Below are 23720 nucleotides of genomic sequence, written 5' to 3' on the forward strand. Positions count from 1 at the left end.
CGTGCCCCCTCGTGGTGCGGTGCGTCCGGTTCCCGCGCACCGTGACGCCTGTGCACACGATAGCCCTCCCCCGCCGGTGACCTGCCGCCCCGCCCCCGGGGACGCGAGTGGGGACGGACACGTCGTGCCCGTCCCCACCCGTCGTGCTCCCCGCCCCCGTGTGGGGGCGCGGATCAGTTCTGGATGATCACGCCGGTGTTGTAGCAGGAGCCCACGGACTTGCCGCCGAGGACGGCGTTGGAGATGCCGCAGCCCTCGCTCTCGTTCTCCAGCTCGTGGAGGGTGGTGTTCCCGCTGAGCACGGAATCGAAGTTCTGGGTCCAGGCCTCCGAGTCCGCAGCCGCAGGAGAGGCGGAGAGAAGGATTGCGGCGGAGGCGATGGCCACGGCACCGGTGGCGAACGTCTTCTTCAGCACGATGGAACTCCTTCTTTGTCCGGCCGGGAGGGCCGACCGGATCGCGGTTGTTCGTGGCACCCGGGAGTGCTGGTGATGAAGTTACTGGGCGAGAAGCCCCTTCAACGGGCTTGAGCTGGAGTGATCACGAAATCGACGGAGATGCCGACCCTGCGTAGTCGAACGTCTCGGGGTCGATCGGGGCAAAGGTCGCGGACCGGCGAGGGGGGTGTGCGCGCTGCGTCACCGCCGCGCGGGGTTCCAGTCGCGCACCAATACGGGTTGCGGTCAACCGTGTCGGACCGGAGGGCCGGGGGCGGGCGCCCCTCGGGGGCGGCGGGGCTCGTCCGCGCCGGACCCCGGACACGGGAAAGGCGCCACCCCGTCGTCACGGGATGGCGCCTCGCGCGGAAAGCTCGCGGACCCCGGCCGGGTCGGTTCAGTCGGGACGTCTCCGACTGGACACCCCCGCCCGGTCGGGCCGGATCGATCTGTCCTGCGTGTGCTGCGGGGACCGCGGTACTAGTTCTTGACCGTGGCGCCGGAGTCGACGCAGCTGGCGCCGGCCACGCCCAGGACGGAGATCGCGTTGCCGCAGACGTTGATCGGCACGTCCAGGTCCGCGACGAGCTGGTTGCCGCCGAGGATGCTGCCGTTGCCGGAGGTGAAGACGTTGCTGTTGGCCATGGCCGGAGCACCGGTGAACAGGACGCCGGCGGCGGCGGCAACGATGGCACTGGCGGCGAAAGCCTTCTTCAGCATGTGTTTCTCCCGTCGGACCGGTCGGCGGGGGCGCCAACCGGTCGATAACGTTGACTATGTGTATGAGACTGAACACTCCCCGTGTTCAGTCACTATTTAGCCATACTCAACCACTCCATGTGACCAAAACTCGGAAGTCTTCCGGGGCGCGGAGCTGGAGATATCACCATTCGCGACCAACCATGTCCGACATGTGGTCCACAACTGGAAGCACTTTGAGCCCATATTGTGTTGCACGTCACATCAGGTTTCGGGGGTGTCATAGGTCCCGTCCGCGGCCCCGGTCCCCACGGCGTGCCCCGGACGCCGCTCCAGCGTCGAACGGGTCGCCCAGCGCTCCGTCCCCGCCGACGGCACCCGTGCCCGGCGGCCGTACGCGGCGAGCGCGTCCACGAGCCGGCGGCCCTCCCCCGCCTCCCGGGCGGACGCCCTCGCCCGGACCGGGCCGGGGGGCGTGTCCACGTCCACCGACACGAGGCCGGTGAACCGGGCCAGCGGGCCGGCCGTCAGCCGCAGCGACTGGACGCGCTCCACCGGAACGATCTCCGTCACCTGGCAGAACAGGCCCCGGGTGCTGATGAACAGGCGCCGGTCGACGCCGACCAGCCCCGGCACCCAGGTCCGGTTCGGCACCATCGCCACGTGCGCCGCCCCGCTGTCCGGGAACAGCTCGTCGACCAGCGCGTAGGCCCTCCGGCGCGGGGCCACCGGGAGCAGGGTGGCCGAGTCGCCCTGGCGGGCTCCCGCGTATCCCGCGACGTTGGCCTCCACACGGGCCACCCCCAGTGCGCGCCAGAGCAGCGGCTCGACCACGCGCACCGCCTGGACCCGGCCCGGCGGGACCGTCTGCATGCGGCGCTGGAACATGCCGTAGCGCAGCCGGAGCCCGTCCGAGGACAGGGAGGCGTAGTAGTCCGTGTAGCGGGCCAGGGGCCCCCAGAAGTAGCGGAGCAGCCCCAGGGTGAGGGGCACGAGCGCGCCCGCCACCCCCGGTTCGGCGAAGACCGCGCCGGCGGTGGCCAGCATGAGCAGCAGCACGAACGACAGCAGGACCGGCACCCGGAAGGTCAGCGCGCCGAGCAGCAGGAGGAACGGCAGCCGGTAGAACGGCCACTCCGGCGCCTCGGGCGAACGGCCCGGGAGCCCCGCCGCGTGGGCGAGGACCGCCGCGCGCACCCGTTCGGCCAGGCCCCTGCGCAGACAGCGCAGCCGGATGGCGCTCCCGTCGCCCCCGGCGAGTTCGATGCGCAGTTCGGCCATGCCGAACACCTGCATGAGCAGGGGCTGGACCACGTCCACCGCCTGGAGGCGGCTGAGCGGGATCTCCCGTGAGCTGCGCATCACGAGACCGGTGTGGACCACCAGGTGGTCCTCGCGCAGGCCGAAGGTGCCGTACCACCAGGAGGGCAGGGCGTAGGCGAGGGAGCCGAACACGACGGCCACCGTCATCATCACCACCCAGCCGAAGCCGAACATGGTGAGGATCGGGCCGGCCAGCGCCACGAACACCAGGGCGACGGCGACCACCTGGAGCGGGACGACCGCCCAGTGCGAACGGAACACGCCCGTGGTGACGTCCTCGTCGGGTTCGCGCCGCGGTACCGGCTGCGGGCGCCACGCCACCGAGGGGGGCAGCATCGTCGGCGCCTGCGGGTACGGGCCGGCCGGCGGGAAGCCGGCGGGGGGCCGGGCCCCGTGGCCGTACGGCGCCCCGTACGGCCCCTGCGGGCCGGGAGCGGGGTACCCGCCGGGCCCCGGGGGACCGTACGGACCCGGAGCGGCTCCGGGGGCGGGCGGGTGCGCCGGTCGGCCGCCGGGCCACTGCGGCGCCGGTCCGGGCGGGATCCCCGGACCGTACGCGGACCGGGGGTCCCGGGGAACGGGTCCCGGCCGCCCCGGGGCGCCCGGACGGCCGGACTCCGCGTGCGCGGCGGGCGGGGGCCCGGGCGGCACACGCCCGGCGGTCCCCTCCGGTGCCGACCGCGGGGCGCCGGGCGCCTCCTGGGGACCGGAGGGGCCCTGGGCGCCGGAGGGCTCCTGGGCGCCGGTCGGACCCACAGGTCCGGGCTCCGCCCCCGCCGCCTCCGGGCGCGGGCCCCCGCCGGGCGGGACCCACCCCGGTCCGGCCGTGTCCTGCGGCCCCGGCGGGTCCTCACGCGCGGCGCCCTCCCCCGAGGGCTGTTCCCCCGGTGGACGCTGGGGCTCCTGGGACGGCTGAGCTGATCCGTGCACTTACAACCCCGTCGAGAAACTCTCGCTGCGCGCCGCGAGCCGGTCGCGCAACTGGACGGCTTCGGCCAGGGGGAGTCCGACCACGCGGATGTCGGCGGTGCTCGCCGCGGTGCGCACCCGCACGGTCGCGATCCCCAGTGCCTGTTCCAGCAGGTCGGCGGTGACGTCGACGACCTGCATGCGGCCGTAGGGGACGACCACCAGCTGGCGGACGAGCACCCCGTAGGTCAGGTACAGCTCCTCCGCGGCCTCCGCGTACCCCCACGACCCGCGGAACCGCCCGGCCAGGAGCCAGCCCGCGGCGAAGGCCGCCAGGGCCGCCGCCGTCCAGCCCGCGGCCCACGGCCAGGAGGCCCAGACGAAGAGCGTCACGGCGCCCCCGACGCCGGCGATCAGGCACACCGCGCCCACCACGAGCCTGCGGTACCACGCGAGGGCGGGCGACACGCGGTTCCAGGAGGTGTTCTCGGGCGGGGCGAACGCCGCGTCGAGCGGCCGGGCGGGCCGGGGCTCCCCGGTCGGGGTCGGCGGCGTCGGCTGCGGTGTCGGATCACTGGTCTCCACGGAGCCAGTCAACCATCAGCGGGCAACCCCCCGCCGGAGCGGCTCGGCGCGGCCCCGGGCCGGACTGCGGCGCGGGCGCCCCGGAAGCGGCCGGCGGGCCCGTCGCAGGGTCGGCCGTCCCCGGCCGCGCGGCGGGCCGCCGGTCCCGTCGGCGCCGGAGGCCCTCCCCGCCCGCGTCGGGCGGGGAGGGCGTCGCCGGCTTCCGCGGGCGGTGCGCCCGGGGCGTGTTCCGTGGACGCTCCCGGCGGCCCCGGAGCCCGCGGGACGCGGCCTACCGGGCGGCCGGGGGCTCGTCGCCCCTGTCGTCGTCCTCGGGGACCCGGCAGCAGTACTCCAGGTAGAGGGCCGCGGCCAGCAGGAGCCCGGCGGACAGCGCCGTGAACAGCGCCGTCAGGAACACCTCCCGCTGCGTGGGCAGCACCAGCATGTCCGACACCGTGAGCGCCATGCCCGCGAAGAAGCCCAGCGCCAGCGACGCGAACAGCGCGCTCGCCTTGGCCAGGGCGACCAGGCGGGCCGCGCTGAGCGGCTGGATCGGCTCGGTGCCGGGCTCGTGGCGGATGCGCCTGCGGGTCCGCCCCGCCGTGAACCCCTCCGCCAGGGCGAGCAGCAGCAGGGTCGGGATCGCCGACCACGGCAGGAGGGGCAGGGCGGGCAGCGCGTTGGTCAGCAGGACCCCCAGGAGGGCCCCGGCCACCACCAGCAGCGCCGGCACCCGCCAGCCCGTGGGCCGCAGCCGCCCCTCGTCGTCCCCGGCCATCAGCGGCCCTCCCCGCCCGGCAGCCGCAGTCCCAGGTCCTCGCGCACGCGGAGTTCCTGCGCGCCGCCGGTGTCCTCGGCCACGAGGCCGGCCAGGAGGTCCGCGACCGGGCCGCGGCCCGGCAGTTCGGCGAGGGGGTCGGCGTCCAGCCACGGCTGGAGGACGAACGCCCTCAGGTGCGCCCGCGGGTGCGGCAGGGTCAGGTCCGGGTCGTCGTCGCACACGTCGCCGTACGAGACGACGTCCACGTCCAGGGTGCGCGGACCCCACCGGACCTCGCGGACCCGGCCGAAGGCCCGCTCGGCGTCCTGCGCGCGGGCCAGCAGCTCCCCGGGCGTGCCGGCCGTGTCCACGACGAGGACCGCGTTGAGGAACGCCCCCTGGTCGGGGCCGCCCACCGGGGCGGTCTCGTAGACCGGGGAGACCGCCACCGGGGCGGGCGCGCCCGGCCCGCCCAGCAGGGTGTCCACCGCGCCCTGGAGGGTCGCCATCCGGTCCCCGAGGTTGGACCCCAGGGAGAGCACCGCCCGGGTCACCTCCGCGACCCCCGTCCGTCCGGGACACGGGCGGGCTCCGCGGCGCCGGGCTCCCCCTGGCCCCCGGGACCCGTCCGGTCCCTGACGACGGTGACCGCGACGTCCGCGAACTCGTGGTCGATGGGCGCGGACGGCTTGTGCACCGTCACCTCGGCCCGGTCGACCAGGGGCACGGCCAGGCACGCGTCCGCCAGGCGCTCGGCGAGCGTCTCGATCAGGTTGACCGGCTCACCGGTCACGATCGCGACCAGCCGGTCGGCGAGCAGCCCGTAGTGGACGGTGTCGCCGACGTCGTCGGAGGCCGCCGCCGCCGCGGTGTCCAGGTGGAGCACGGCGTCGACCACGAAGTCCTGGCCCTCGCGGCGCTCGAACCCGAACACCCCGTGGTGGCCGCGCGCGCGGAGGCCGCGGAGGGCGATGCGGTCCCGCGTCACTCCTCGCCCTCCTCGTCGTCCTCCATCAGCACGGGAGAGGCGTGGTGCGACCACAGCCTCCATCCCTGCTCCGTGTCCACGAACAGGTTGGTGGTCACCACCTGGCCCCCGGCGACGAAGCCGGGGCTGCCGTCCTCGGCGGTGAGCACGTTCTCCTCGCACGTCACCATGGCGATGTCGCCCCCGACCCCGATGTGGGTCTCGGTGAGCACGTACTGGATGTACGTCACGTTGGCCATGATCAGCGACCAGGCCCTCATGATCTCGGTCCGGCCGCGCAGCAGCGGCCAGCCCGGGTTGACGCACACCAGGTCGGGCGCCTCGTGCTCCTCGGCCCAGACGCTGCGCATCAGGTCGATGTCGCCGTTCTCGATGGCGCTGTAGAACTGCGCGTTGGCCTCGGCCACGCGCTCCATGACCTCCTGGCGCGACTTCACCGGCCGCCCCGGTCCAGCGGCTCGGAGCGCCCCTCGTCCAGGCCGGCGCCGCCGTCGGCCCAGGCGGCGGCGACGCGCACGGCGTCGGCGTTGGGCCGCACGTCGTGCACCCGCACGGCCCACGCCCCGCGGTCGGCGGACAGCGTGGTGACGGCGGCCGTGGCGGCGTCGCACTCGGCGAACGGGCGGTCCTCGCCCTTGGCGTCGCCGAGGAGCCGGCTCAGGAAGCGTTTGCGCGAACCGGCCACCAGTACCGGCCGCCCCAGTTCGTGGAAGCGTTCGAGGTCGTGGAGAAGCGCCCAGTTGTGCGCCTGCTCGGGGCGTTTGGAGAATCCCAGTCCCGGGTCCAGAACGATCTGACCCGGATCGACACCTGCACTGATCATGGCCTCCATACGGTCGCGGAGCTCATCGAGGACCTCCTGGACGACATCCGTGTACACGGCACGGCTCTGCATGTCATGACTATGCCCACGCCAGTGCATCAACACGTAGGCAACGCCGGAAGAGGCGACAAGGCGTGCCATCGCCGGATCGGCGAGGCCCCCGCTGACGTCGTTGACGAGCACCGCGCCGGCCTCGACGGACCGCTCCGCGACCTCCGCGCGCATGGTGTCCACGCTGACGGCGACACCGCGCGAGGCGAGTTCGCGCACGACGGGCTCCACCCTTCGCAGCTCCTCCTGCGCGGAGACGCGCTGCGCTCCGGGGCGGGTGGACTCACCGCCCACGTCGATGATGTCCGCGCCCTCCTCGACCAGGTGCAGGCCGTGCTCGATCGCCCTGTCGGGATCGAACCACGCGCCGCCGTCGGAGAAGGAGTCGGGGGTGACGTTCACGACCCCCATGACCAGGCACCGCCCGCGGTCGGGCAGGCCCGGAAGTGTGTGTTTCGGCCCCATAAGGATCACCCTACGCGTACGGCCGGGGGCCGGGGGCTCGTGCCCCCGGCCCCCGGCCGGGTGTCCGCGACGTCACTTCCGGGGGCTCCGCCCCCGGAGCGCCCTCAGCGCCGGTCGAGGATCAGGCTCATCGCCTCGGACCGGGTGCGGTCGCTGCTGCGGAAGATCCCCCGCACCGCGGAGGTGACGGTCTGGGCCCCGGGCTTGCGCACCCCGCGCATCGTCATGCACAGGTGCTCGGCCTCGACCACGACGATCACGCCGCGGGGCTGGAGGTGGTCCATGATCGCGTCCGCGACCTGGCCGGTGAGCCGCTCCTGGACCTGCGGGCGGCGCGCGTACACGTCCACCAGCCGGGCGAGCTTGCTCAGGCCCGTGATGCGGCCGTCGGCGCCCGGGATGTAGCCCACGTGCGCGACCCCGTAGAACGGCACCAGGTGGTGCTCGCACGTGGAGTAGAGCTCGATGTCCTTGACCAGGACCAGTTCCTCGTGGTCGGCCTCGAAGACCGTGGTGAGCACGTCGCCCGGCTTCTGGCCGAGCCCCGCGTACTGCTCCTCGTAGGCGCGCGCCACCCGCTCCGGGGTCTTGACCAGGCCGTCGCGGTCCGGGTCCTCGCCGATCGCGATGAGGATCTCCCTCACCGCGCGCTCGATGCGCGGACGGTCCACCGGTCTGGGCGGCAGTTCGCCGGCTCCGCTCACGCGTCGCCTCCCTCGGTGCCGGTGGAGGGGGCTTCGGGCAGGCGGCCGTTGGCGGACGGGGTCTGCACCTCCGCCCCGTTGAGGACCGCCAGCTCCTTCTTGGAGCGCACCGGGGGCCGCTCGGAGGGCTGGCGCTTGCCGTAGCCGGTGTAGGAGCCCCGCGACGGGCGCTCGGTCACCGGGGCGAAGATCTCCAGCACCTGGGTCTTGGTGAGGGTCTCCTTCTCCAGCAGGGCCACGACCAGGTCGTCCAGGACGTCCCGGTACTCGACGAGGACCTCGTAGGCCTCGTCGTGCGCGGACTCGATGAGGCGGCGCACCTCCTCGTCGATGATGGAGGCGATCTCCTCGGAGTACTCGCGGGCGTGCGACATCTCCCGGCCCAGGAAGGGCTCGGTGTTGCCGGAGCCGAACTTGCGCGCGCCGAGGCGCTCGCTCATGCCGTACTCGGTGACCATGTTGCGGGCCAGGTTGGTGGCCTTGTCGATGTCGTTGCCCGCGCCGGTGGTGGGCTCGTGGAAGACGAGCTCCTCCGCGGCGCGTCCGCCGAGCATCATGGCGAGCTGGTCCATCATCTGGGAGCGCGAGGTGAGGAACTTGTCCTCGGTCGGCACCGACATCGTGTACCCGAGGGCACGGCCGCGCGGCAGGATCGTGATCTTGTGCACCGGGTCCGAGTTGGGCAGCGCGTGGCCCACCAGGGCGTGGCCGCCCTCGTGGTAGGCGATGATCTTCTTCTCCTGGTCGGACATGACCCGGGTCTTGCGCTCCGGACCGGCCATGACGCGCTCGATGGCCTCCTCCAGGACCGCGTGGGTGATGACCGTGCTGTCCGCGCGGGCGGACAGCAGCGCGCCCTCGTTGATGACGTTGGCCAGGTCGGCGCCGGTCATCCCGGCGGTCTGGCGGGCGATGACGTTGAAGTCGACGTCGTCGGCCAGCGGCTTGCCCTTGGAGTGGACCTTGAGGATGTCGCGGCGGCCGTCCATGTCGGGGCGGTCGACGACGATCTGCCGGTCGAAGCGCCCCGGGCGGAGCAGCGCCGGGTCGAGGATGTCCGGGCGGTTCGTGGCGGCGATCAGGATGACGCCGCCCTTGACGTCGAAGCCGTCCATCTCGACCAGCATCTGGTTGAGGGTCTGCTCGCGCTCGTCGTGGCCGCCGCCCATGCCCGCGCCGCGGTGGCGGCCGACGGCGTCGATCTCGTCGATGAAGATGATGGCGGGAGCGTTGGCCTTGGCCTGCTCGAACAGGTCGCGCACACGGGAGGCGCCGACACCGACGAACATCTCCACGAAGTCCGAGCCGGAGATGGAGTAGAACGGGACCCCGGCCTCGCCCGCGACGGCGCGGGCCAGCAGGGTCTTACCGGTTCCGGGCGGGCCGAACAGGAGCACGCCCTTGGGGATCTTGGCGCCCATCGCCTGGAACTTGGACGGGTTCTGGAGGAACTCCTTGATCTCGTGGAGCTCCTCGATCGCCTCGTCCGCGCCGGCGACGTCGGAGAAGGTGTTCTTGGGCGTGTCCTTGGTGATGAGCTTGGCCTTGGACTTGCCGAAGTTCATGACCCGGGAGCCGCCGCCCTGCATCTGGCTGAAGATGAACCAGAAGATGACGATGATGATGATCAGCGGCAGCAGGCTGAACAGGGCGGTGGTCCACACGGAGGTCGTGGCGACCGTGACCTCGTAGGACTCGAGGCTGCTGCCCTCGGTCTCCAGGGACTCCTGGAGCATGTCCGCCAGTTGGAGGCCCTGCCCCTCCACCCAGTACGCCTCGTAGATCTCGTCGTCGGTCGTGGTCAGCACGATGCGCTGGTCGCGGTCGACGATCTCGGCGTTGTCGACCTCGTCCCGCTCGATGAGCTGGTAGACGGTCGAGGTGTCGGTCTCCGTGGGCTGTGGTCCGCCACCGACGTCGAAGACGCGGAAACCGATGATGAGCATGAGGCCGACGGCCAGGACCCAGATCCACGGGCCGCGGAAAAAACGCTTCAGATTCATGTGAGCGGAACCCTGTCGGGTCCGTCCCTCCTGACCAGGCCGCCCGCCCCAGAGGACTATCCGAAGCAGGACCAAACGGACACGTGGCTCCCCGCGAGAACGCCGGGACCTTCGACGGTACACCGCACCCCACCGGGCGGGAGCACCGCTCGGCAAGCCGGACGCGGGGTCGTCATGAGAGCAACGACGGCACCCCGCCCGGTTGTTCCCGTGAGCGTTCCCACCGCCGCGCGGGGGCCGCGCGGCGGCGTTCCCGGGGGGCTACTCCTCGTAGACGTGCGGGGCGAGAGTGCCGATGAACGGCAGGTTGCGGTACTTCTCCGCGTAGTCGAGGCCGTAGCCGACGATGAACTCGTTGGGCAGGTCGAAGCCGATGTACTTGACGTCGAGGTCGACGTCGAAGGCCAGCGGCTTGCGGACCATGGTGCAGACCTCGACCGAGCTGGGCCCGCGCGACTTGAGGTTCCCCACCAGCCAGGAGAGCGTCAGGCCCGAGTCGATGACGTCCTCGACGATCAGGACGTCGCGGTCCTTGATGTCGGTCTCCAGGTCCTTGAGGATCCGCACCACACCGGAGGAGGTCGTCCCCGCGCCGTAGGAGGACACCGCCATCCAGTCCATGGAGACGGGGCTGTGCAGCACCCGGGCCAGGTCGGCCATCACCATGACCGCGCCCTTGAGCACTCCGACGATCAGCAGGTCCCTGCCCGCGTAGTCCGCGTCGATCCGCGCACCGAGCTCCGCCAGGCGCGCGTTGATCTCTTCCTCGGTGACCAGGACCTTCTCCAGGTCCCGACCCATGTCCTTAGCGTCCACGCTCACTGTCCTCGCTGCTGGGTTCCCCGTTTGCGGCAACCAGGATAAACGTGCCGAACACGGGTACGGCCCCCGACCGGCGGCCCCCGGTCCCCTCGGCGTCCGCGCAGGTCGGACATGCCGGGCAGGCGGGGAGGGTTCAGGGGGCTCCGGCCTCGAACCGGATACGGCCCGCGGCGCGCCGCCCCCTGATGCCCCCGGGCAGGTCGATGTGGGCCTGGCCACGCCAGTCGACGACCAGGCGGTCCAGTTCGCGCACGTGCCGGGCGGTCAGCGCGCTCGCGGAGCAGCCGGCCGCCAGTGCGGCGCGGCGCAGCACGCGCGTGCGCAGCGCGTCGGGGGCCGCCTCCAGCGGGGCCACCGCCAGCTCCGGCCCGACCGGGGCCGCGGGGACCGGCGGGAGGCAGGCGGGCGTCTCGGCCGCCTGCGCGTACAGCGCGTCGGCGAAGGAGTCCAGGGTGTCGGCGTCGGCCCGCAGCAGCGCCGCCGTACGGGCGAGGGCCGCGGCGATCCCCGGCCCCAGCGTCCTCTCCAGGGCGGGCAGCGCGTCGTGGCGCACCCTCGACCGGGCGAAGCGGGGGTCCAGGTTGTGCGGGTCCTCCCAGGGGTCCAGGCCCATGAGGGCGCACGCCTCGCGGACCGTGGCGCGGTCCAGGTCGAGGAGGGGGCGCGCGTAGCCGCGGGTGCGCGGCGCCATTCCGGCCAGGGAGCGGGCCCCCGACCCCCGCGCCAGCCCCAGCAGGACCGTCTCCGCCTGGTCGTCGAGGGTGTGGCCGAGCAGCACCACCGCGGGGGCGTGCGCGGCGGCGGCGCCCTCCAGGGCGTCGTAGCGGGCACGGCGCGCGGCGGCCTCCGGCCCCCCGTCCGCGCCCACCTCCACCCTCCTGGACAGGACCGGGTCGAGCCCGAGCCCGCGCAGGACGCGGGCGACCGCCTCCGCCCGCGCCGCGGACCCCTCCTGGAGCCCGTGGTCGACGGTGACCGCGCCCGCGGCCCTCCCCGACCTCGGCGCCTCGAAGGCCACCGCCCCCGCCAGTGCCAGGGAGTCGGCACCGCCGCTGCACGCCACCAGCGCCGTGGCGCCGGAGGGCAGGGCGGACAGCGCCCGCCGGACCGCCGAGCGCACCGCGGCCACGGCGGGGGGCGGCCCGCTCACTCGGTGATGGCGGCGGGGCGGACGACCCGGGCGACCCACGTGTGCGGGTTCCGGATCTCCTCCAGGGTGGGGAGGGTCTCGGGCGAGGTCCACACCTTGTTGAACTCCGCCATGCCGACGTCGGCCACGACGGCGCGGACGAAGGCGGCGCCCTCCTCGTACTGGCGCATCTTCATGTCCATGCCCAGCAGCTGCCGCATGATCCGGTCGAGGGGGTTGACGGACTCGCGGCGCTTCTGGAAGCGGGCGCGGATGGTGGCGACGGTCGGCACCACCTCGGGTCCGACGGCGTCCATCACGTAGTCGCCGTGCCCCTCGGCCAGGCTCATGACCGCGGTGACGCGGTCCATGATCTCGCTCTGCTCCGGGCTCTGGATCGCGGTGATGAGGCTGGTCTCCCCGCCCCCGCGGACGGCGTCAGCGACGGCCTCGCCGGCCGCGCGCAGCCGGTCGATGAGGTCGCCCGCGTTCATGTCGGACGACAGCAGGAGCTCCTGCATGAGCCCCTGGACGTGCCCGCGCAGCCACGGCGTGGCCGTGAACTGCATGCGGTGGGTCTCCTCGTGCAGGCACACCCACAGCCGGAAGTCCCGGGGGTCGACGTCCATCTCGCGTTCGGCGTTGACGATGTTGGGCGCCACCAGGGTCAGACGGCCGGTCGACACGGCGCCGTCGGGGCCCGGTGGCAGGAAGAGCTCGTACTGGCCGAGGACCTTCCCCGCCAGGTAGGAGAGCATCGCTCCCAGCTGCATCCCGGTGATCCGGGACCCGACCGCGCTGGTCAGGTTCCCGGCGGGGCTGTTGTTGAGCCGGTCGGCGCCCATTTGCTCGAGTACGGGTTCGATGACCACTCGAAACCCGTCGACGTTGGCTCGGATCCAGCCGGGGCGGTCCACGACGGCCGCGGGTCCCGCTGGTTCGAGGGGGTTCATTCCGGTGAAGTCGCGCACGTGCCCGGCCGCCACGGTGGAGAGCTCGCGCAACTGCGCCACGGCCTGCCGTGCGTCGGAGAGGTCCACCTGCGGCCCAGGCCGCACGAGGCGAACACCGGTGTTGACGGCTACGTCCCAGTCGATCACAGTCACACCGCCAGCCTACCCACGCAGCGGCGGAGGGCACGGGGATCAGGGTCGGAATTCCGGGTGCCCCCAGGGATACCCCTGAGACCGGCCGAATCGCCCCTCCGCTCCGGGCGCCCGGAGCGGAGGGGCGGCAGCGGTCAGGAGCAGCCGCAGCGGCTGAGCGCCGCGGGCAGCGAGTCGAGCTGGTAGCCGCTCGCCGCCGGGTTGTTGGCCATGAAGGCGAAGACGAACACGTTGCCCTCGCGGTCGTGGACCGTTCCGGCGAGGGTGGCCACCCCGTTGAGCGTGCCCGTCTTGCCGCGCACCAGGCCCGCGGCGTCGTGGGCGGAGGAGCCCTCGGTGTAGCGCCCGGCCAGGGTGCCGGTGGCGTGGGCGGTCGGCAGCCCGGTCACCGCCGCGCCCAGGTCGGGGCGTTCGCCGCTCGCGACCAGCTCCAGGAGTTCGACCAGGGCGCGCGGCGTGATGCGGTTGCGGGTGCTGAGGCCGCTGTTGTCCGTCAGGGAGACGCCCTCGACGCCCAGCCCGGACACGATCCGCTCGGTGGCCGCCGTGGCGCCGTCGAAGGTGGGCTCCTCCCCCGTTTCGATCGCGGTGATCCGGCCCATGGACTCGGCCAGGATGTTGTCGCTGGCGAGCATCATGAACTCCACCAGGGAGGCCATCGGCGCCGACTCCACCGACGCCACGGGCTCGCCCGAGGCGGTGGCCTCCGACGGCTCGCCCTCGACCTCGACGCCCGCCCGCTCCAGCTGCTCGGCGAACGCCCGCGCAGCGTGCAGGGACGGCTCCGTCGTGCGCGAGCCGTAACCGCTGGCCTCCGGGGAGACCCGGCCGGAGTCGAGCATCAGTGCGGTGACCGGGGCCGCGTTGCCCTCGGGGACGTAGTTGGGCTTCCAGCCCTCCGGGGTCCCGGGGCCGGCGAACAGCGAGTCGTCGTAGCCCAGGGAGACGGCGTCGACGCCCTCCGCCGCCAGCGCCTCGGCCGTGCGCGCCGCGAGCTCCTCCAGTGTGGCTACCTGCGGGTAAGCTGCGGAGTCGGCGGTCGCGGTCAGGGTCGTGTCGCCCCCTCCGCGCAGCACCACCCGGTTCGCGCCGGTGTCGAGGTACGCCTCGGTGCGCAGCACGTGATCGGGGCCGACGGTGTCCAGGACGGCGACGGCCGTGGCGATCTTGGTCGTCGAAGCGGGGGTCACGGGCGTGTCCGCGTCACTCTCGAAGAGCGTCTCACCGGTCGTTCCGTCGACGACGTAACCGGAGAGGCCCTCCTCGAGCCCCGGGGACGACATGGGATCATCAAGGATGTCCGCGATCCGTTCCGGGTCCGCCGGAGTCGAGGCCGCGGGTTCCGCCGCCGCCACGCCCTCGGCGTTCGTGACCGGGTTGGGCACTGCGGGAAGCGGCCGAGCCTCGATCACGTCGAGGGCTACGAACCCGGCAATCAGCACGAATATGTTGAGCAGGGCCAGTGCGAGGAGCCCCTCGCCTCGTACCCGTCGCACCCGGGGCACCTGCCCTTCCTTCGGTGTCGCGGCCTGACGTTGTTGTTATACGGCGACATTAGTCGCATTGGGAGCCGAGATCAGCATGGAATTCGACGTTACGATCGAGATCCCCAAGGGGGAGCGCAACAAGTACGAGGTGGACCACGAGACCGGTCGTATCCGCCTCGACCGCATGCTGTTCACCTCCACCACCTACCCCGCGGACTACGGCTTCGTCGAGGGAACCCTCGGCGAGGACGGCGACCCCTTGGACGCCCTCGTCCTGCTCAAGGCCCCGACCTTCCCGGGCTGCCTGATCAGGGCCCGCGCCATCGGCATGTTCCGGATGCGCGACGAGGCCGGTGGTGACGACAAGCTGCTCTGCGTTCCGGCGACGGACCCGCGCCAGGAGCACCTTCGTGACATTCACCACGTCAACGAGTTCGAGCGCCTGGAGATCGAGCACTTCTTCACGGTGTACAAGGACCTGGAGCCCGGCAAGTCCGTCGAGGGGGCCAGCTGGGTGGGCCGCCACGAGGCCGAGCAGGAGATCGTGGCCTCCGTGAAGCGCGCGGAGGAGGCGGGGGCGCACGGCGACAGCTCGCACATCTCCGACACCGAGGGCGACAAGTAGGCGTCGCCGACGCGTGGTCCGGCTGTGCCGGCGGAGGGCCGGTGGGGACGTTCCCACCGGCCCTCCGCCGTCGGGGCACGCCGGTGCCGTCGGGACCGGCGGCCCCCCTGTATCCATGAAACCCCGGTTCGCCCCGCCCCGGTAGGGGCTGTGGACGGCCGGCGTCATCTCCGGCTCTGCGGGATCGCCTCCCCCGGGGCGGATTCGGGGGCGTGGTCCCGGGCGAGCACGAAACCGGCGAACGCGACCAGGAGCAGGGCGCACACGACCGCCAGCGCGACGGGGGCCAGGGCCACCACCCCCCGCAGCCGGAGGGGGCCGTCGGGCCGCACCGGGAACCCGTTCCGGTCGAAGTGGTCGGCGCGCGCGGCCACGTGGGCCCGGTACCCGTCGAGCTCGGGCCCGCTCATCCCGTTGAGCACCCGGACCGGCACCAGCGCGGTCCTCTCGGGCATGGACATCCCGACCGGCGCGGCCGTCCGCAGGCCGGACGCGAGCCGCCTGGCGCACTCCGCCTCCGCCAGGGCGTGCAGCCATTCCCCCAGCTGCTCGGGCTCCTCCAGCCGGCCGATGTGCGCCCGGGCGGCGATCAGCGTGTCCCTGAGCACCACGTGCGCGGCGTCGCGGTCGCGCAGGACCAGGATGCAGCGCCGGTAGAGCTCCTCCCCGTAGGCGTCGAGCAGCCTCGCGTAGGCGTCGGCCCGCGGTATGCGACTGGAGCGCAGGGCGTGGAGGAGATCCTGGTCCGTCATAGACCAAGAATCTACGCGGCGCGGCGGGCGGCACATCCCCCTTTGTCGAAAGACGTGCCGTACCTGCACTCCGCCCGTCGAACCGAAGGAACCGGTGCGCGCGGGCCCCTCAGTCCGCGTCCCGGGGACCCCGGGGCTCCGGGGGGCGGGGGGCTCCGCCGGGGGGCCGGGAGGACCTCTGGTGGCGCGCGCGCAGCCACAGCAGCACGAAGGTCAGCGCGGTCAGCGCGGCGACCAGGACGGCCGCGCCCGGTCCGAGGAAGCCGAGCGCCATCACCGCGGCGGCCGCGACGACGAGCGCGCGCACGAGCACACGCGCCCACAGCCCCGGGGTCTCGGGGTTCAACTGTGCCTTCTGGGGAGGTATGCCATAACGGCCGCTCCTGTCACTACGGCTGGGGGATGGTGCCCGCTCCGGCGGTGTTCGCACGCCGTACTCGGGCTCCACATGTCACCACCGCGCAGCGCCACCCGCAACACACCCGGCGCTCCTCCGGGGTGAGGTGGCCGACACGCGCGATTCCCGACGATGGCTTGACTCCTCCCGGACTTTGCTGGTGTCCTTGCACCTATGTATCCGCGCACCCGCACCGACGCCACGGCTCGCACGGCCCCCGGGGCCCCCTGCCACCTGGCCTGTGCGGCGTGTCCGTGTTGTCGTCGCTGAGCCGATTCTGAGGCGTCTCCGTACGCCGTCGCTCGACCGCGTGCCCCTCCGATCCGACCACCTCGGCGTGTGGTCCGGACACGGGGCGCATCCCGCAGGGTGATTCCCGTCTCCACGCGTAGGCGCGGAGACCTCGCACCTGCCGCCCGGCCCGCCGGGACCCACCGACGACATCCGCGCGTTCCCGACACACGGGCGCGCACACGGGAAAGATCCTCTCACGATGCCCCAGCGCACTCTCGACCCCACCGCCGTTCTCCCGTCCTCCGAGGCCCCGCCGTCCGCCGTGTCGGCGCCGGCCGCCCGCCGCCCCTCCGACACCCCGTCCCCGGCCCCCGGGCCGGTCTCGCTGGAGGGGATCGGCGACGTGGTGGACGCCGGACGTCCTTCCGGCTATGCCCACCTGGGCGAACGACGTCTGCCGACCCTGGGCCGGCTGGTGGCGGCCGCCCGCGGCGCCGCGACCTCGCTGCGCCGACCCACCCTGTGGCCGACCCGGCGGGGGCACTGGCAGCCGGCGCCCCGCGCCGCCCGCCGCCACGCGAGCGGCCGGCTGCGGGTGACCACCGTGGCCCTCGAACCCAACAGCTTCGTGTCCGGCCCCGCCGACCACCCCGCGCGTCCGCACGGCATGGAGGTCCTCTACCTGGTCAGCGGTCGCGCCCATCTGATCGCGTCGGCCCCCGACGGTCAGATGCGCTCGGCCTCGGAACTGGCCGAGGGCCGGGCCCGCGTGGTCGGCGCACCCGTGGGAGGGGCCGCGCGGGGACACCACTTCCTGGTGAACACCGGGGACGAGGTGGCCGTGGTGGTCCGGGTGACCGCCTGATCGCCCGCGCGCGGCGGCCGCCGTCCCGTGTCCGGGGCGTCCGCGCCCGGACAACGCCCCCGTGCGCGGTCCCGCGTCGGGGCGCTCACACATCCGCGCCCCGTTCTCCGGTGGCCGAGCGGAGCGCCGCGTCGACCGCCTCGACCGACCGCAGGACCCCCGCCATGCGCTGCCCCTCCGCGAGGTAGGCGTTCATCACCTGGTCGAGCGCGTGCGGGGGCAGGTGGTCGCGGAGGTCGACCCGTGCGGTCCGGTACCCCTCCCGGGCGGCCTCCAGCGCCGCGGAGACGTACTGGCGGGCCAGCCGGGAGAGGGCTACGGGATGACGACGCAGGACCCCGTGCAGCCGGTAGTCGGCGGGCACGTGGTCGAACAGCCACACGAGGGCGGTCTGCTCGAAGGAGTCCGACCCGGGCGGGTGAACACTCGCGGGCCAGTCCGGCGTCAGCGGCTGATCGGGCATGCCGACCAGCATACCCTTTGATCGAAAATATGTTCGATTCGACGGCGGGTCAGTCGGCGGTCCCCGTCGTCTCCGACGAGTCCTCCTTGGCGGCCTCCCGCCTCTCGAACTCCACCCTGATGGCCTGCTCCGCCGCGTCGACCGCGGCTCTGGCGGTGATCGCGTTCGTGTGCGCGCGGTCGAGCTCCTCCAACAGGATGCAGTCGAAGGAAACCCGTGCGTCGTGGATGGCTGCTTCCAGCTGACGTGATGCCTCTTCCAAACTCATGCCCTTCCCCTCCCCAGAAGAAGGCCCCCGCACACACGCGCCCCACCGGCACCGCCCCTCCCACCCCCTCCCCGACTGTCGCAGAGCCGCTCTACGATGGAACATCGCCGCTGCTCACAGCAGTGCCGACCATCCGGCCGAGAGGAATCCATGCGCAACCGCTACCCCGGGACATGCACCACCTGCCAGGTCGCCGTCGGTACCGGCGAGGGGATCGTCCTCAAGGGGGACGGCCGCTGGCTCACCTACTGCGCCGAGCACGAGCCGCGCCCCGTCCCGCCCTCCCGGGGCGCGCACCCCGGCTGGCACACCACCCCCCTGCTCGGCTTCGACTCCGAGACCTCCTCCCGCGACCCCGACACCGCCTTCCTGGTGTCGGCCGCCCTCGTGGACCGCGAGGGCAGGGCCCGCACCTGGCTGGTGAGCCCCGGCGAGCGGGAGATCCCGGCGGGAGCGGTGGCGGTCCACGGGATCAGCACCGAACGGGCCCGCGCCGAGGGACGACCGGCCGCCGAGTGCCTGGAGGAGATCGCCGGGGCCCTGGCCGACCAGCTCTCCGCCGGCCAGGGCCTCGTGGTCTTCAACGCCCCCTACGACCTGCGGGTCCTCTCCTGCGAACTGCGACGGTACGGCCTGGCCTCCCTGGAGGAGCGCCTGGGCGGGCCTCCCGCCCCCGTGGTGGACCCGCTCGTGATCGACCGCGGGGTGGAGCCCTACCGCAAGGGCAAGCGCAACCTGGGCGCCATGTGCGAGTACTACGGGGTGGAGCTGACCGATGCCCACACGGCCCGGGGCGACGCCTCCGCCGCACTGGCCCTGGCCGAGGAGATCGGCGCCCGCCACCCCGGGCTCGCCTCGGCGGACCTCGCCGAGCTGCACCGGCGCCAGGTCGACTGGGCCCTCTCCTACGCCCGCAACCGCCAGGCGTGGATGGACAGCAACAAGCCCGACCACGGGACCGTGGTGGACGGCACCTGGCCCTGAGGGCCCTCCCCGCGGCCCGTGATGTGCGGAACCCCGGCGAACGGGTAGGCCACCCCCACAGAACGCACATCCTCAGGAGGCGACATGGTCTACCTCATCCTGGTACTGCTGGCGATCTGGCTGATCCTCACCATCATCGGCGTGGTGATCAAGGGGCTGGTCTGGCTCGCCGTCATCGGCGCGATCCTGTTCGTCGCCACCGCCGTGTGGGGGTGGCTCCAGAACCGGCAGCGCGCCTGAGGTCCGGGCCGGGAGGGACCGCGAGGCGGCGACCGCGGGGGCGCGGGCCTGACCGCGCCCCCGCGGCCCGTGACGGAACCGTGTGCGCCGATCGCCGCGAGCGGTCGCCGGGCACCTCCCGCAGGACGGGTGGCGAAGGCCGACCCGGATCCGGCTGTCCGAGCGCGGGCGGCGCGGTCAGCGCGGCCGGAGGCGGCCCTCCCGGGCCACCGGCCCCTCAGGCCGGTACACCTAGGGCTCCAGAGCCCGCCTGGAGCCGGTCCCGTCGCCTCCGAGCCCGGCGACGATCCGCCGGGCGCGGACCTCGTCGGCGCCCAGGCGTTCGCGGACCATCCGCACCGCCTCCTCGTCCCGACCGAGGGCGACCAGGTCGTGCACGCGGGTGCGCAGGGAGTGCGGCAGGTCCTCCTGCCCCCTCGGCGCGGGAACGTATCCGCCCACATGCTGTTCGGGCTCCACCCGGGGCGCCGTCGCCTCCTCGACCACGAGCCGGTCGTTCAGGTAGGCCACCACGCGGCGCAGCGCGAGGGAACCCGCGGCGAGCACGACGATGGACCCGAGCAGCGCGAACAGCATGAACATCAGGCTCATGGCGTGCACCTACCCGCGTCCCCGTCGGCACAGCCCCACGCCGCCGACACGGCGGGTAATCATCTGTTGACCAAGGGCTGTCGACGGCGTCGGCCCGGAACCGCGTCCCCGGGCCGGAGCGCCGGAGCCATGGTCCTGGCGCCCCCGGTCCCCGGCGCGGAGCGCGAGGCGCGGGGACCGGCGCCACGGGCGGCCTGTTCGCCGAACGGGCGTTGGCCACCCAATTGGCCACCAACGCGAAACGCCACCCCGGTCCGGGGTGGCGTTTGTGCTGGAGCCGCCTGTCGGAATCGAACCGACGACCTATTCATTACGAGTGAATCGCTCTGCCGACTGAGCTAAGGCGGCGCGACGCCGCGTGTCACACGCGGCGAAGCGGTCCCAGTCTAACGCCTTCCGACGGGTGCCGTGTACACGTTTGCGGTCATGCCGGTCCCGCCTCCGCGAGCGGGGCGCGGGGGCCGGGGGCGGCGGCCCCCGGCCCCGTCGGTCAGGCGCAGGCCATGCCGTCCTCGGGAACGGTCAGGTCGACCAGGTAGGCGTCCACGATGTCGTCGATGCACTGGTCGCCCATGCGGTAGGCCGTGTGGCCGTCACCGTCGCGGGTCACCAGGAACCCGGATTCCAGCTGGCCCGCGAGCGCCTCGGCCCACGCGTACGGGGTGGCCGAGTCCCGGGTGGTGCCCACCACCATGATGGGGGCGGCCCCCGCTCCGTCCAGGCCGGTGGTCGGGGTGACCGCCTCCTCCGGCCAGTAGGCGCACGGCAGGGCCCCCCAGGCCAGCGTCGGACCGAAGATCGGCGACTCCTCGCCGGCCTCGGCCGCGGCCCGGACATACGCGTCGACGTCGCGCGGGCTCGGGGAGTCGGAGCAGTTCACCGCGATGAGCGCCGCCGTGGAGTTCTCGTAGGCGGCCGGGTCCTCGCGGCTGTACAGGTCGTCGCCGAGCTGGATCAGCACGGTGCCGTCGCCGTTCTCCATCGCCTCGGCCAGCCCCTCGCGCACCCGGGGCCACCAGCTCTCGGAGTACAGGGCCGCGAGGACGCCGAGCTCGGCGCGGGCCCGGTTGACCTCGCGGTCGTCGGCGCTGTTGGACAGCGGCTCCTCGGCGGTGTCGGCCAGGAAGTCGCTCAGCGCCCCGACGCCGTCCTCCACACTGTCCCCGGACGCGCCCAGCGGGCAGTCCGACTGTCCGAGGCAGTCCTCCACGAAGGCCCGCAGCGCCGTCTCGAAGCCGGTGGCCTGCGCGACGCTGAGGTCGAGCTGCTCCTGGCTGGGGTCCACCGCGCCGTCGAGCACGAGGGCGCGGACCCGGTCGGGGAACTCCTCCGCGTACTGCGCCCCGATGTGGGTGCCGTAGGAGGCGCCGAGGTAGGTCAGCTGCTCGTCGCCGACCAGGGCGCGCAGGATGTCCATGTCGCGGGCGACGTTGACGGTGCCCATGTGGAGCATCAGCTCGGGGTCGTTGGCCCGGCAGGCCTCGACGAACCCGCGGCTGTCCTCCTCCAGCTCGGCCAGCTCGGCCTCGGTGACCTCGGACATGTCGCCGTCGCCCTCGACGCTGTCCACCCCTCCGAGGAACTCGTCGAGCCCCTCGGAGTCCAGGCAGGTCAGCGGTGAGCTGCGCCCGACGCCGCGCGGGTCGAACCCGACCACGTCGAACCTCTGGCGCACCGCGTCGCTGACCGTGAAGGCGGCGTGGTCCACGTAGTCGTAGCCGGAGCCGCCCGGACCGCCGGGGTTGACCAGCAGGGAGCCGATGCGGTCGCCGCCCTCGGCGGGGAACCGCTTGACCGCGATCTCGACACGGTCGCCGCCGGGCTCGTCGTAGTCCAGGGGCACCTCGTAGACCGCGCACTCCGCGCCGTCCGCCCCGCTCTCGCACTCACCCCAGTCGAGGCCCTGCTCGGTGAAGTCGGTCAGTGCGGGGTCGGGGGCTGCGACGCTCCCCTCCTCGGGGGCGCCCTCCCCGCCCGTGCACCCGGTCGCCAGCAGCACCGCACCGGCCAGTGCCGCCGCCAGTGCCCCCCGAACTCTCGTCGCCACGGATGTCCGCCCTCTCGTTTCCGCCGGCCGCTGGTGGCCGGCGCGTCGTCTGCTCCGCACCGGCCCGGCCGTGCGGCTCTGTCCACCCACGGCCCCGGGGTCGCGGCCACCGGGTGGTCGCGACCCGCGGCCGGGGCCGCCTCCTGCCGCTCCGGACCGGTCCGGATCCGGACGGCCGCGGCCGTGCGCGCGGGTACCGGAGGCGGGCGTCCGCTCAGGTCGGCGCCCCGCCGGGGCGCCCCGGACCGTCCCGGCTCACGCTCTCCCGTCGACCAGGAGTGCGGAGGTCATGGCCTCCATGGCGATCTGGGGGTGCACGTTCGCCTCGATGCGTCCGCGGCACTCCATGATGGCGTCGATCCGTCGCAGCGTGGTCTCGGGGGTGCTGGAGCGCGCCACGCGGTCCAGGTCGCCGGAGCGCTCTCCGGTGGACAGCTCGACCGAGGCCCCCAGCTGGAGGGCCAGGACGTCCCGGTAGAAGGCGGCCAGGTCGAGCAGGGCGCGGTCGTAGGAGTCCCGTTTGATCCGGGTGGCACGGCGCTTCTGCCGCTCCTCCAGGTCCTTCATGGCGCCGGCGGAGCCCCGCATGGCCTTGGCCACGCCCTTGCCGGTGGAACCCTCGCCGAACGCGGTCCTCAGCTCGTCCTTCTCCTTCTCGTCCAGGGCCGTGGTGAGGGCCTTGGACTCCTCCTCGGCGATCTCGTACAGCCGGGCGGCGGAGGTGACGCACGCGCCGAGCCCGTCGAGGCGGGCGGGGATGGACAGCACCTCCTCCCGGCGCCTGCGCGCCTCGGGGTCGGTGGCCAGCTGCCGGGCCCTGTCGATCCGGCCCGCCGCGGCCACCGCCGACGCCTGGGCGAGCACGGGGTCGACCCCGTCGCGCCGGACCAGGGCGTCCACCAGCTCCCGGGTGCCGGGGGTGGCGAGGGTGACCAGCCGGCAGCGGGAGCGGATGGTGACGAGCAGGTCGTCGGGCGCGGGCGTGCACAGCAGCCAGACCGTCCGGGGGGAGGGCTCCTCCACCGCCTTGAGCAGGGCGTTGGAGGCGGCCTCGGTGGCGCGCTCGGCGTCCTCGAAGAGCACGATGCGGAACCGGCCGCCGGAGGGCCTGGAGCCCGCCCGCAGCACCAGGTCGCGGGTGGCTGCGACGCCGAAGCTCAGACCGCTGGGGCGCACGTACAGCAGGTCGGGGTGGGTTCCGGCGAGGACCTGGTGGCAGGAGGGGCAGTGTCCGCAGCCGCCGTCGGGGCACTGGAGCGCGGCCGCGAAGGCCCGGGCCGCCTCCGAGCGGCCCGATCCGGGCGGGCCGGTGAACAGCCAGGCGTGCGTCATGCCCGTGCCCCGGCCCCCGGCGACGAGGTCCGACGCCCCGGCCACGGCCCGTCGGAGCTGGCCCACCGTGGCCTGCTGGCCGATGAGGTCGTCGAAGACCGTCACGCTTCCCCCCGAGAACCACCGCTGATGTCTGCTCCCAGGATAGGAGTCGCCACCGACGCCCGGGCCGTCGTCCACAGGCCCGCAGGGGGTGGATAGCGTAGTGCCGTCACGGCCCGGCGCCCGCTCCGCGTACGGCCGCCGCGGCGGTCCCCCGACCTCCGCGGTCCAGCCACACCCCTCCTCACCGTCCCCCGCAGAAGATCCGGAGCAGTCCCCCTTGACGCACTCCCCCTCCCCCTCCCCCTCCCCCTCCTTCCGGCCGCAGCCCGGGTCCCGCCCCGGGCTGGACGCCTCCCTCCACGAGGGCGGGTCGCCCTTCGGGGAGGGCTCCGGCCGCCCCTCGTTCGCCCCGCCCGAGCCCCCGCGGCGCGGGATGTCCGCCGCCGACCGGGTCGCCGCGATCGTCCTCGGCTGCGTGGTCGTGGCGCTCGTCGCCCTCGTCGCGATCGGGGTCGCCGTCCTCCTCCCGGTCTGACGGACCACCCGTGCCCGGCGCCCTCCGGGGCGCCGGGCACGCACCGTCCCGGACCGGCGGACCGGACGG

General features: G+C 73.5%; 26 protein-coding genes, 1 tRNA gene and 1 pseudogene. 5 read left to right on the top strand and 23 right to left on the bottom strand.

The annotated features are described in order from the left end of the window. Positions 1 to 173 precede the first annotated feature (173 nt). From OUQ99_RS28555 to dacB, 15 genes and pseudogenes are all read right to left on the bottom strand, one after another. Positions 174 to 416 carry a hypothetical protein gene (locus OUQ99_RS28555; protein WP_267946853.1) on the bottom strand — a complete coding sequence of 81 codons (243 nt, stop codon included), beginning with the start codon at positions 414 to 416 and terminating at the stop codon, positions 174 to 176. 501 nt (positions 417 to 917) lie between these two features. Next, positions 918 to 1157, bottom strand: coding sequence for a chaplin family protein (locus OUQ99_RS28560; protein WP_267946854.1), 240 nt, complete (start codon positions 1155 to 1157; stop codon positions 918 to 920). Positions 1158 to 1400: 243 nt separating this feature from the next. Continuing rightward, positions 1401 to 2795: a PH domain-containing protein gene (locus OUQ99_RS28565; RefSeq protein ID WP_267946855.1), complete on the bottom strand. Its 1395-nt coding sequence runs from the start codon at positions 2793 to 2795 to the stop codon at positions 1401 to 1403. 594 nt (positions 2796 to 3389) lie between these two features. Next, positions 3390 to 3836 carry a PH domain-containing protein gene (locus tag OUQ99_RS28570; protein ID WP_346660255.1) on the bottom strand — a complete coding sequence of 149 codons (447 nt, stop codon included), beginning with the start codon at positions 3834 to 3836 and terminating at the stop codon, positions 3390 to 3392. Positions 3837 to 4224: 388 nt separating this feature from the next. Continuing rightward, complete coding sequence (locus OUQ99_RS28575; protein ID WP_267946857.1) at positions 4225 to 4713, bottom strand: DUF3180 domain-containing protein; 489 nt, start codon at positions 4711 to 4713, stop codon at positions 4225 to 4227. Next, complete coding sequence (gene folK, locus OUQ99_RS28580; RefSeq protein WP_267946858.1) at positions 4713 to 5249, bottom strand: 2-amino-4-hydroxy-6-hydroxymethyldihydropteridine diphosphokinase; 537 nt, start codon at positions 5247 to 5249, stop codon at positions 4713 to 4715. Before folK ends, OUQ99_RS28575 begins: the two co-directional genes overlap by 1 nt. 68 nt (positions 5250 to 5317) lie before the next feature. Then, positions 5318 to 5683: pseudogene (folB, locus tag OUQ99_RS28585) on the bottom strand (dihydroneopterin aldolase); the annotation flags it as partial. Then, complete coding sequence (locus tag OUQ99_RS28590) at positions 5680 to 6120, bottom strand: nuclear transport factor 2 family protein (RefSeq protein WP_267946860.1); 441 nt, start codon at positions 6118 to 6120, stop codon at positions 5680 to 5682. The pseudogene folB and the gene OUQ99_RS28590, both read right to left, overlap by 4 nt. Next, the gene (gene folP, locus OUQ99_RS28595; protein ID WP_267946861.1) at positions 6117 to 7022 is read right to left on the bottom strand and encodes a dihydropteroate synthase; all 906 of its coding nucleotides are present in this window, start codon (positions 7020 to 7022) and stop codon (positions 6117 to 6119) included. The genes OUQ99_RS28590 and folP overlap by 4 nt, the downstream gene beginning before the upstream one ends. Before the next feature lie 104 nt (positions 7023 to 7126). Beyond that, positions 7127 to 7726, bottom strand: coding sequence for a GTP cyclohydrolase I FolE (folE, locus tag OUQ99_RS28600; protein WP_267946862.1), 600 nt, complete (start codon positions 7724 to 7726; stop codon positions 7127 to 7129). After that, positions 7723 to 9729 carry an ATP-dependent zinc metalloprotease FtsH gene (gene ftsH / locus OUQ99_RS28605; RefSeq protein WP_267946863.1) on the bottom strand — a complete coding sequence of 669 codons (2007 nt, stop codon included), beginning with the start codon at positions 9727 to 9729 and terminating at the stop codon, positions 7723 to 7725. The genes folE and ftsH overlap by 4 nt, the downstream gene beginning before the upstream one ends. 261 nt (positions 9730 to 9990) lie before the next feature. Then, on the bottom strand, positions 9991 to 10545 hold the full coding sequence (hpt, locus tag OUQ99_RS28610; protein ID WP_267946864.1) for a hypoxanthine phosphoribosyltransferase: 555 nt from the start codon (positions 10543 to 10545) through the stop codon (positions 9991 to 9993). Between the two features lie 139 nt (positions 10546 to 10684). Further along, complete coding sequence (gene tilS, locus OUQ99_RS28615) at positions 10685 to 11701, bottom strand: tRNA lysidine(34) synthetase TilS (RefSeq protein WP_267946865.1); 1017 nt, start codon at positions 11699 to 11701, stop codon at positions 10685 to 10687. Continuing rightward, entirely contained in the window at positions 11698 to 12780 is a 1083-nt protein-coding gene (locus OUQ99_RS28620; protein WP_267950543.1) for a zinc-dependent metalloprotease, read from the bottom strand. The genes tilS and OUQ99_RS28620 overlap by 4 nt, the downstream gene beginning before the upstream one ends. 140 nt (positions 12781 to 12920) lie before the next feature. Further along, entirely contained in the window at positions 12921 to 14291 is a 1371-nt protein-coding gene (gene dacB, locus OUQ99_RS28625; RefSeq protein WP_267946866.1) for a D-alanyl-D-alanine carboxypeptidase/D-alanyl-D-alanine endopeptidase, read from the bottom strand. 76 nt (positions 14292 to 14367) lie between these two features. On the opposite strand from dacB, the gene OUQ99_RS28630 reads away from it, so the two are divergent. Next, positions 14368 to 14898 carry an inorganic diphosphatase gene (locus tag OUQ99_RS28630; protein ID WP_267946867.1) on the top strand — a complete coding sequence of 177 codons (531 nt, stop codon included), beginning with the start codon at positions 14368 to 14370 and terminating at the stop codon, positions 14896 to 14898. A gap of 164 nt (positions 14899 to 15062) precedes the next feature. Here OUQ99_RS28630 and OUQ99_RS28635 read toward each other — a convergent pair whose 3' ends face one another. Continuing rightward, positions 15063 to 15650, bottom strand: a complete 588-nt coding sequence (locus tag OUQ99_RS28635; protein ID WP_267946868.1) for a sigma-70 family RNA polymerase sigma factor — start codon at positions 15648 to 15650, stop codon at positions 15063 to 15065. 109 nt (positions 15651 to 15759) lie between these two features. Beyond that, the gene (locus tag OUQ99_RS28640) at positions 15760 to 15996 is read right to left on the bottom strand and encodes a hypothetical protein (RefSeq protein WP_267946869.1); all 237 of its coding nucleotides are present in this window, start codon (positions 15994 to 15996) and stop codon (positions 15760 to 15762) included. A 544-nt stretch (positions 15997 to 16540) separates the two neighbouring features. Here OUQ99_RS28640 and OUQ99_RS28645 point away from each other — a divergent pair. Further along, on the top strand, positions 16541 to 17146 hold the full coding sequence (locus OUQ99_RS28645; RefSeq protein ID WP_267946870.1) for a hypothetical protein: 606 nt from the start codon (positions 16541 to 16543) through the stop codon (positions 17144 to 17146). Between the two features lie 85 nt (positions 17147 to 17231). Here the strand turns inward: OUQ99_RS28645 and OUQ99_RS28650 are convergent, their stop codons facing one another. Together OUQ99_RS28650 and OUQ99_RS28655 are read right to left on the bottom strand one after the other, a co-directional pair. Beyond that, positions 17232 to 17621, bottom strand: coding sequence for a hypothetical protein (locus OUQ99_RS28650; protein ID WP_267946871.1), 390 nt, complete (start codon positions 17619 to 17621; stop codon positions 17232 to 17234). Between the two features lie 37 nt (positions 17622 to 17658). After that, on the bottom strand, positions 17659 to 17877 hold the full coding sequence (locus OUQ99_RS28655; RefSeq protein WP_267946872.1) for a hypothetical protein: 219 nt from the start codon (positions 17875 to 17877) through the stop codon (positions 17659 to 17661). Between the two features lie 150 nt (positions 17878 to 18027). On the opposite strand from OUQ99_RS28655, the gene OUQ99_RS28660 reads away from it, so the two are divergent. Together OUQ99_RS28660 and OUQ99_RS28665 are read left to right on the top strand one after the other, a co-directional pair. Next, complete coding sequence (locus OUQ99_RS28660) at positions 18028 to 18861, top strand: exonuclease domain-containing protein (RefSeq protein ID WP_267946873.1); 834 nt, start codon at positions 18028 to 18030, stop codon at positions 18859 to 18861. An 84-nt stretch (positions 18862 to 18945) separates the two neighbouring features. Then, positions 18946 to 19101, top strand: coding sequence for a hypothetical protein (locus OUQ99_RS28665; RefSeq protein WP_267946874.1), 156 nt, complete (start codon positions 18946 to 18948; stop codon positions 19099 to 19101). A 231-nt stretch (positions 19102 to 19332) separates the two neighbouring features. Here the strand turns inward: OUQ99_RS28665 and OUQ99_RS28670 are convergent, their stop codons facing one another. From OUQ99_RS28670 to OUQ99_RS28685, 4 genes are all read right to left on the bottom strand, one after another. Further along, positions 19333 to 19692 carry a hypothetical protein gene (locus OUQ99_RS28670; protein WP_267946875.1) on the bottom strand — a complete coding sequence of 120 codons (360 nt, stop codon included), beginning with the start codon at positions 19690 to 19692 and terminating at the stop codon, positions 19333 to 19335. A 272-nt stretch (positions 19693 to 19964) separates the two neighbouring features. Next, a tRNA-Thr gene (locus OUQ99_RS28675) sits at positions 19965 to 20040 on the bottom strand. A 142-nt stretch (positions 20041 to 20182) separates the two neighbouring features. Next, positions 20183 to 21739, bottom strand: a complete 1557-nt coding sequence (locus tag OUQ99_RS28680; protein WP_431061463.1) for an alpha/beta hydrolase — start codon at positions 21737 to 21739, stop codon at positions 20183 to 20185. Positions 21740 to 21994: 255 nt separating this feature from the next. Beyond that, complete coding sequence (locus OUQ99_RS28685; protein WP_267946876.1) at positions 21995 to 23176, bottom strand: DNA polymerase III subunit delta'; 1182 nt, start codon at positions 23174 to 23176, stop codon at positions 21995 to 21997. Between the two features lie 217 nt (positions 23177 to 23393). Here OUQ99_RS28685 and OUQ99_RS28690 point away from each other — a divergent pair, with 217 nt between their 5' ends. Continuing rightward, positions 23394 to 23651 carry a hypothetical protein gene (locus OUQ99_RS28690; RefSeq protein ID WP_267946877.1) on the top strand — a complete coding sequence of 86 codons (258 nt, stop codon included), beginning with the start codon at positions 23394 to 23396 and terminating at the stop codon, positions 23649 to 23651. Positions 23652 to 23720 lie beyond the last annotated feature (69 nt).

The organism is Streptomonospora nanhaiensis, assembly GCF_026642255.1.
Lineage (GTDB): Bacteria > Actinomycetota > Actinomycetes > Streptosporangiales > Streptosporangiaceae > Nocardiopsis > Nocardiopsis tropica.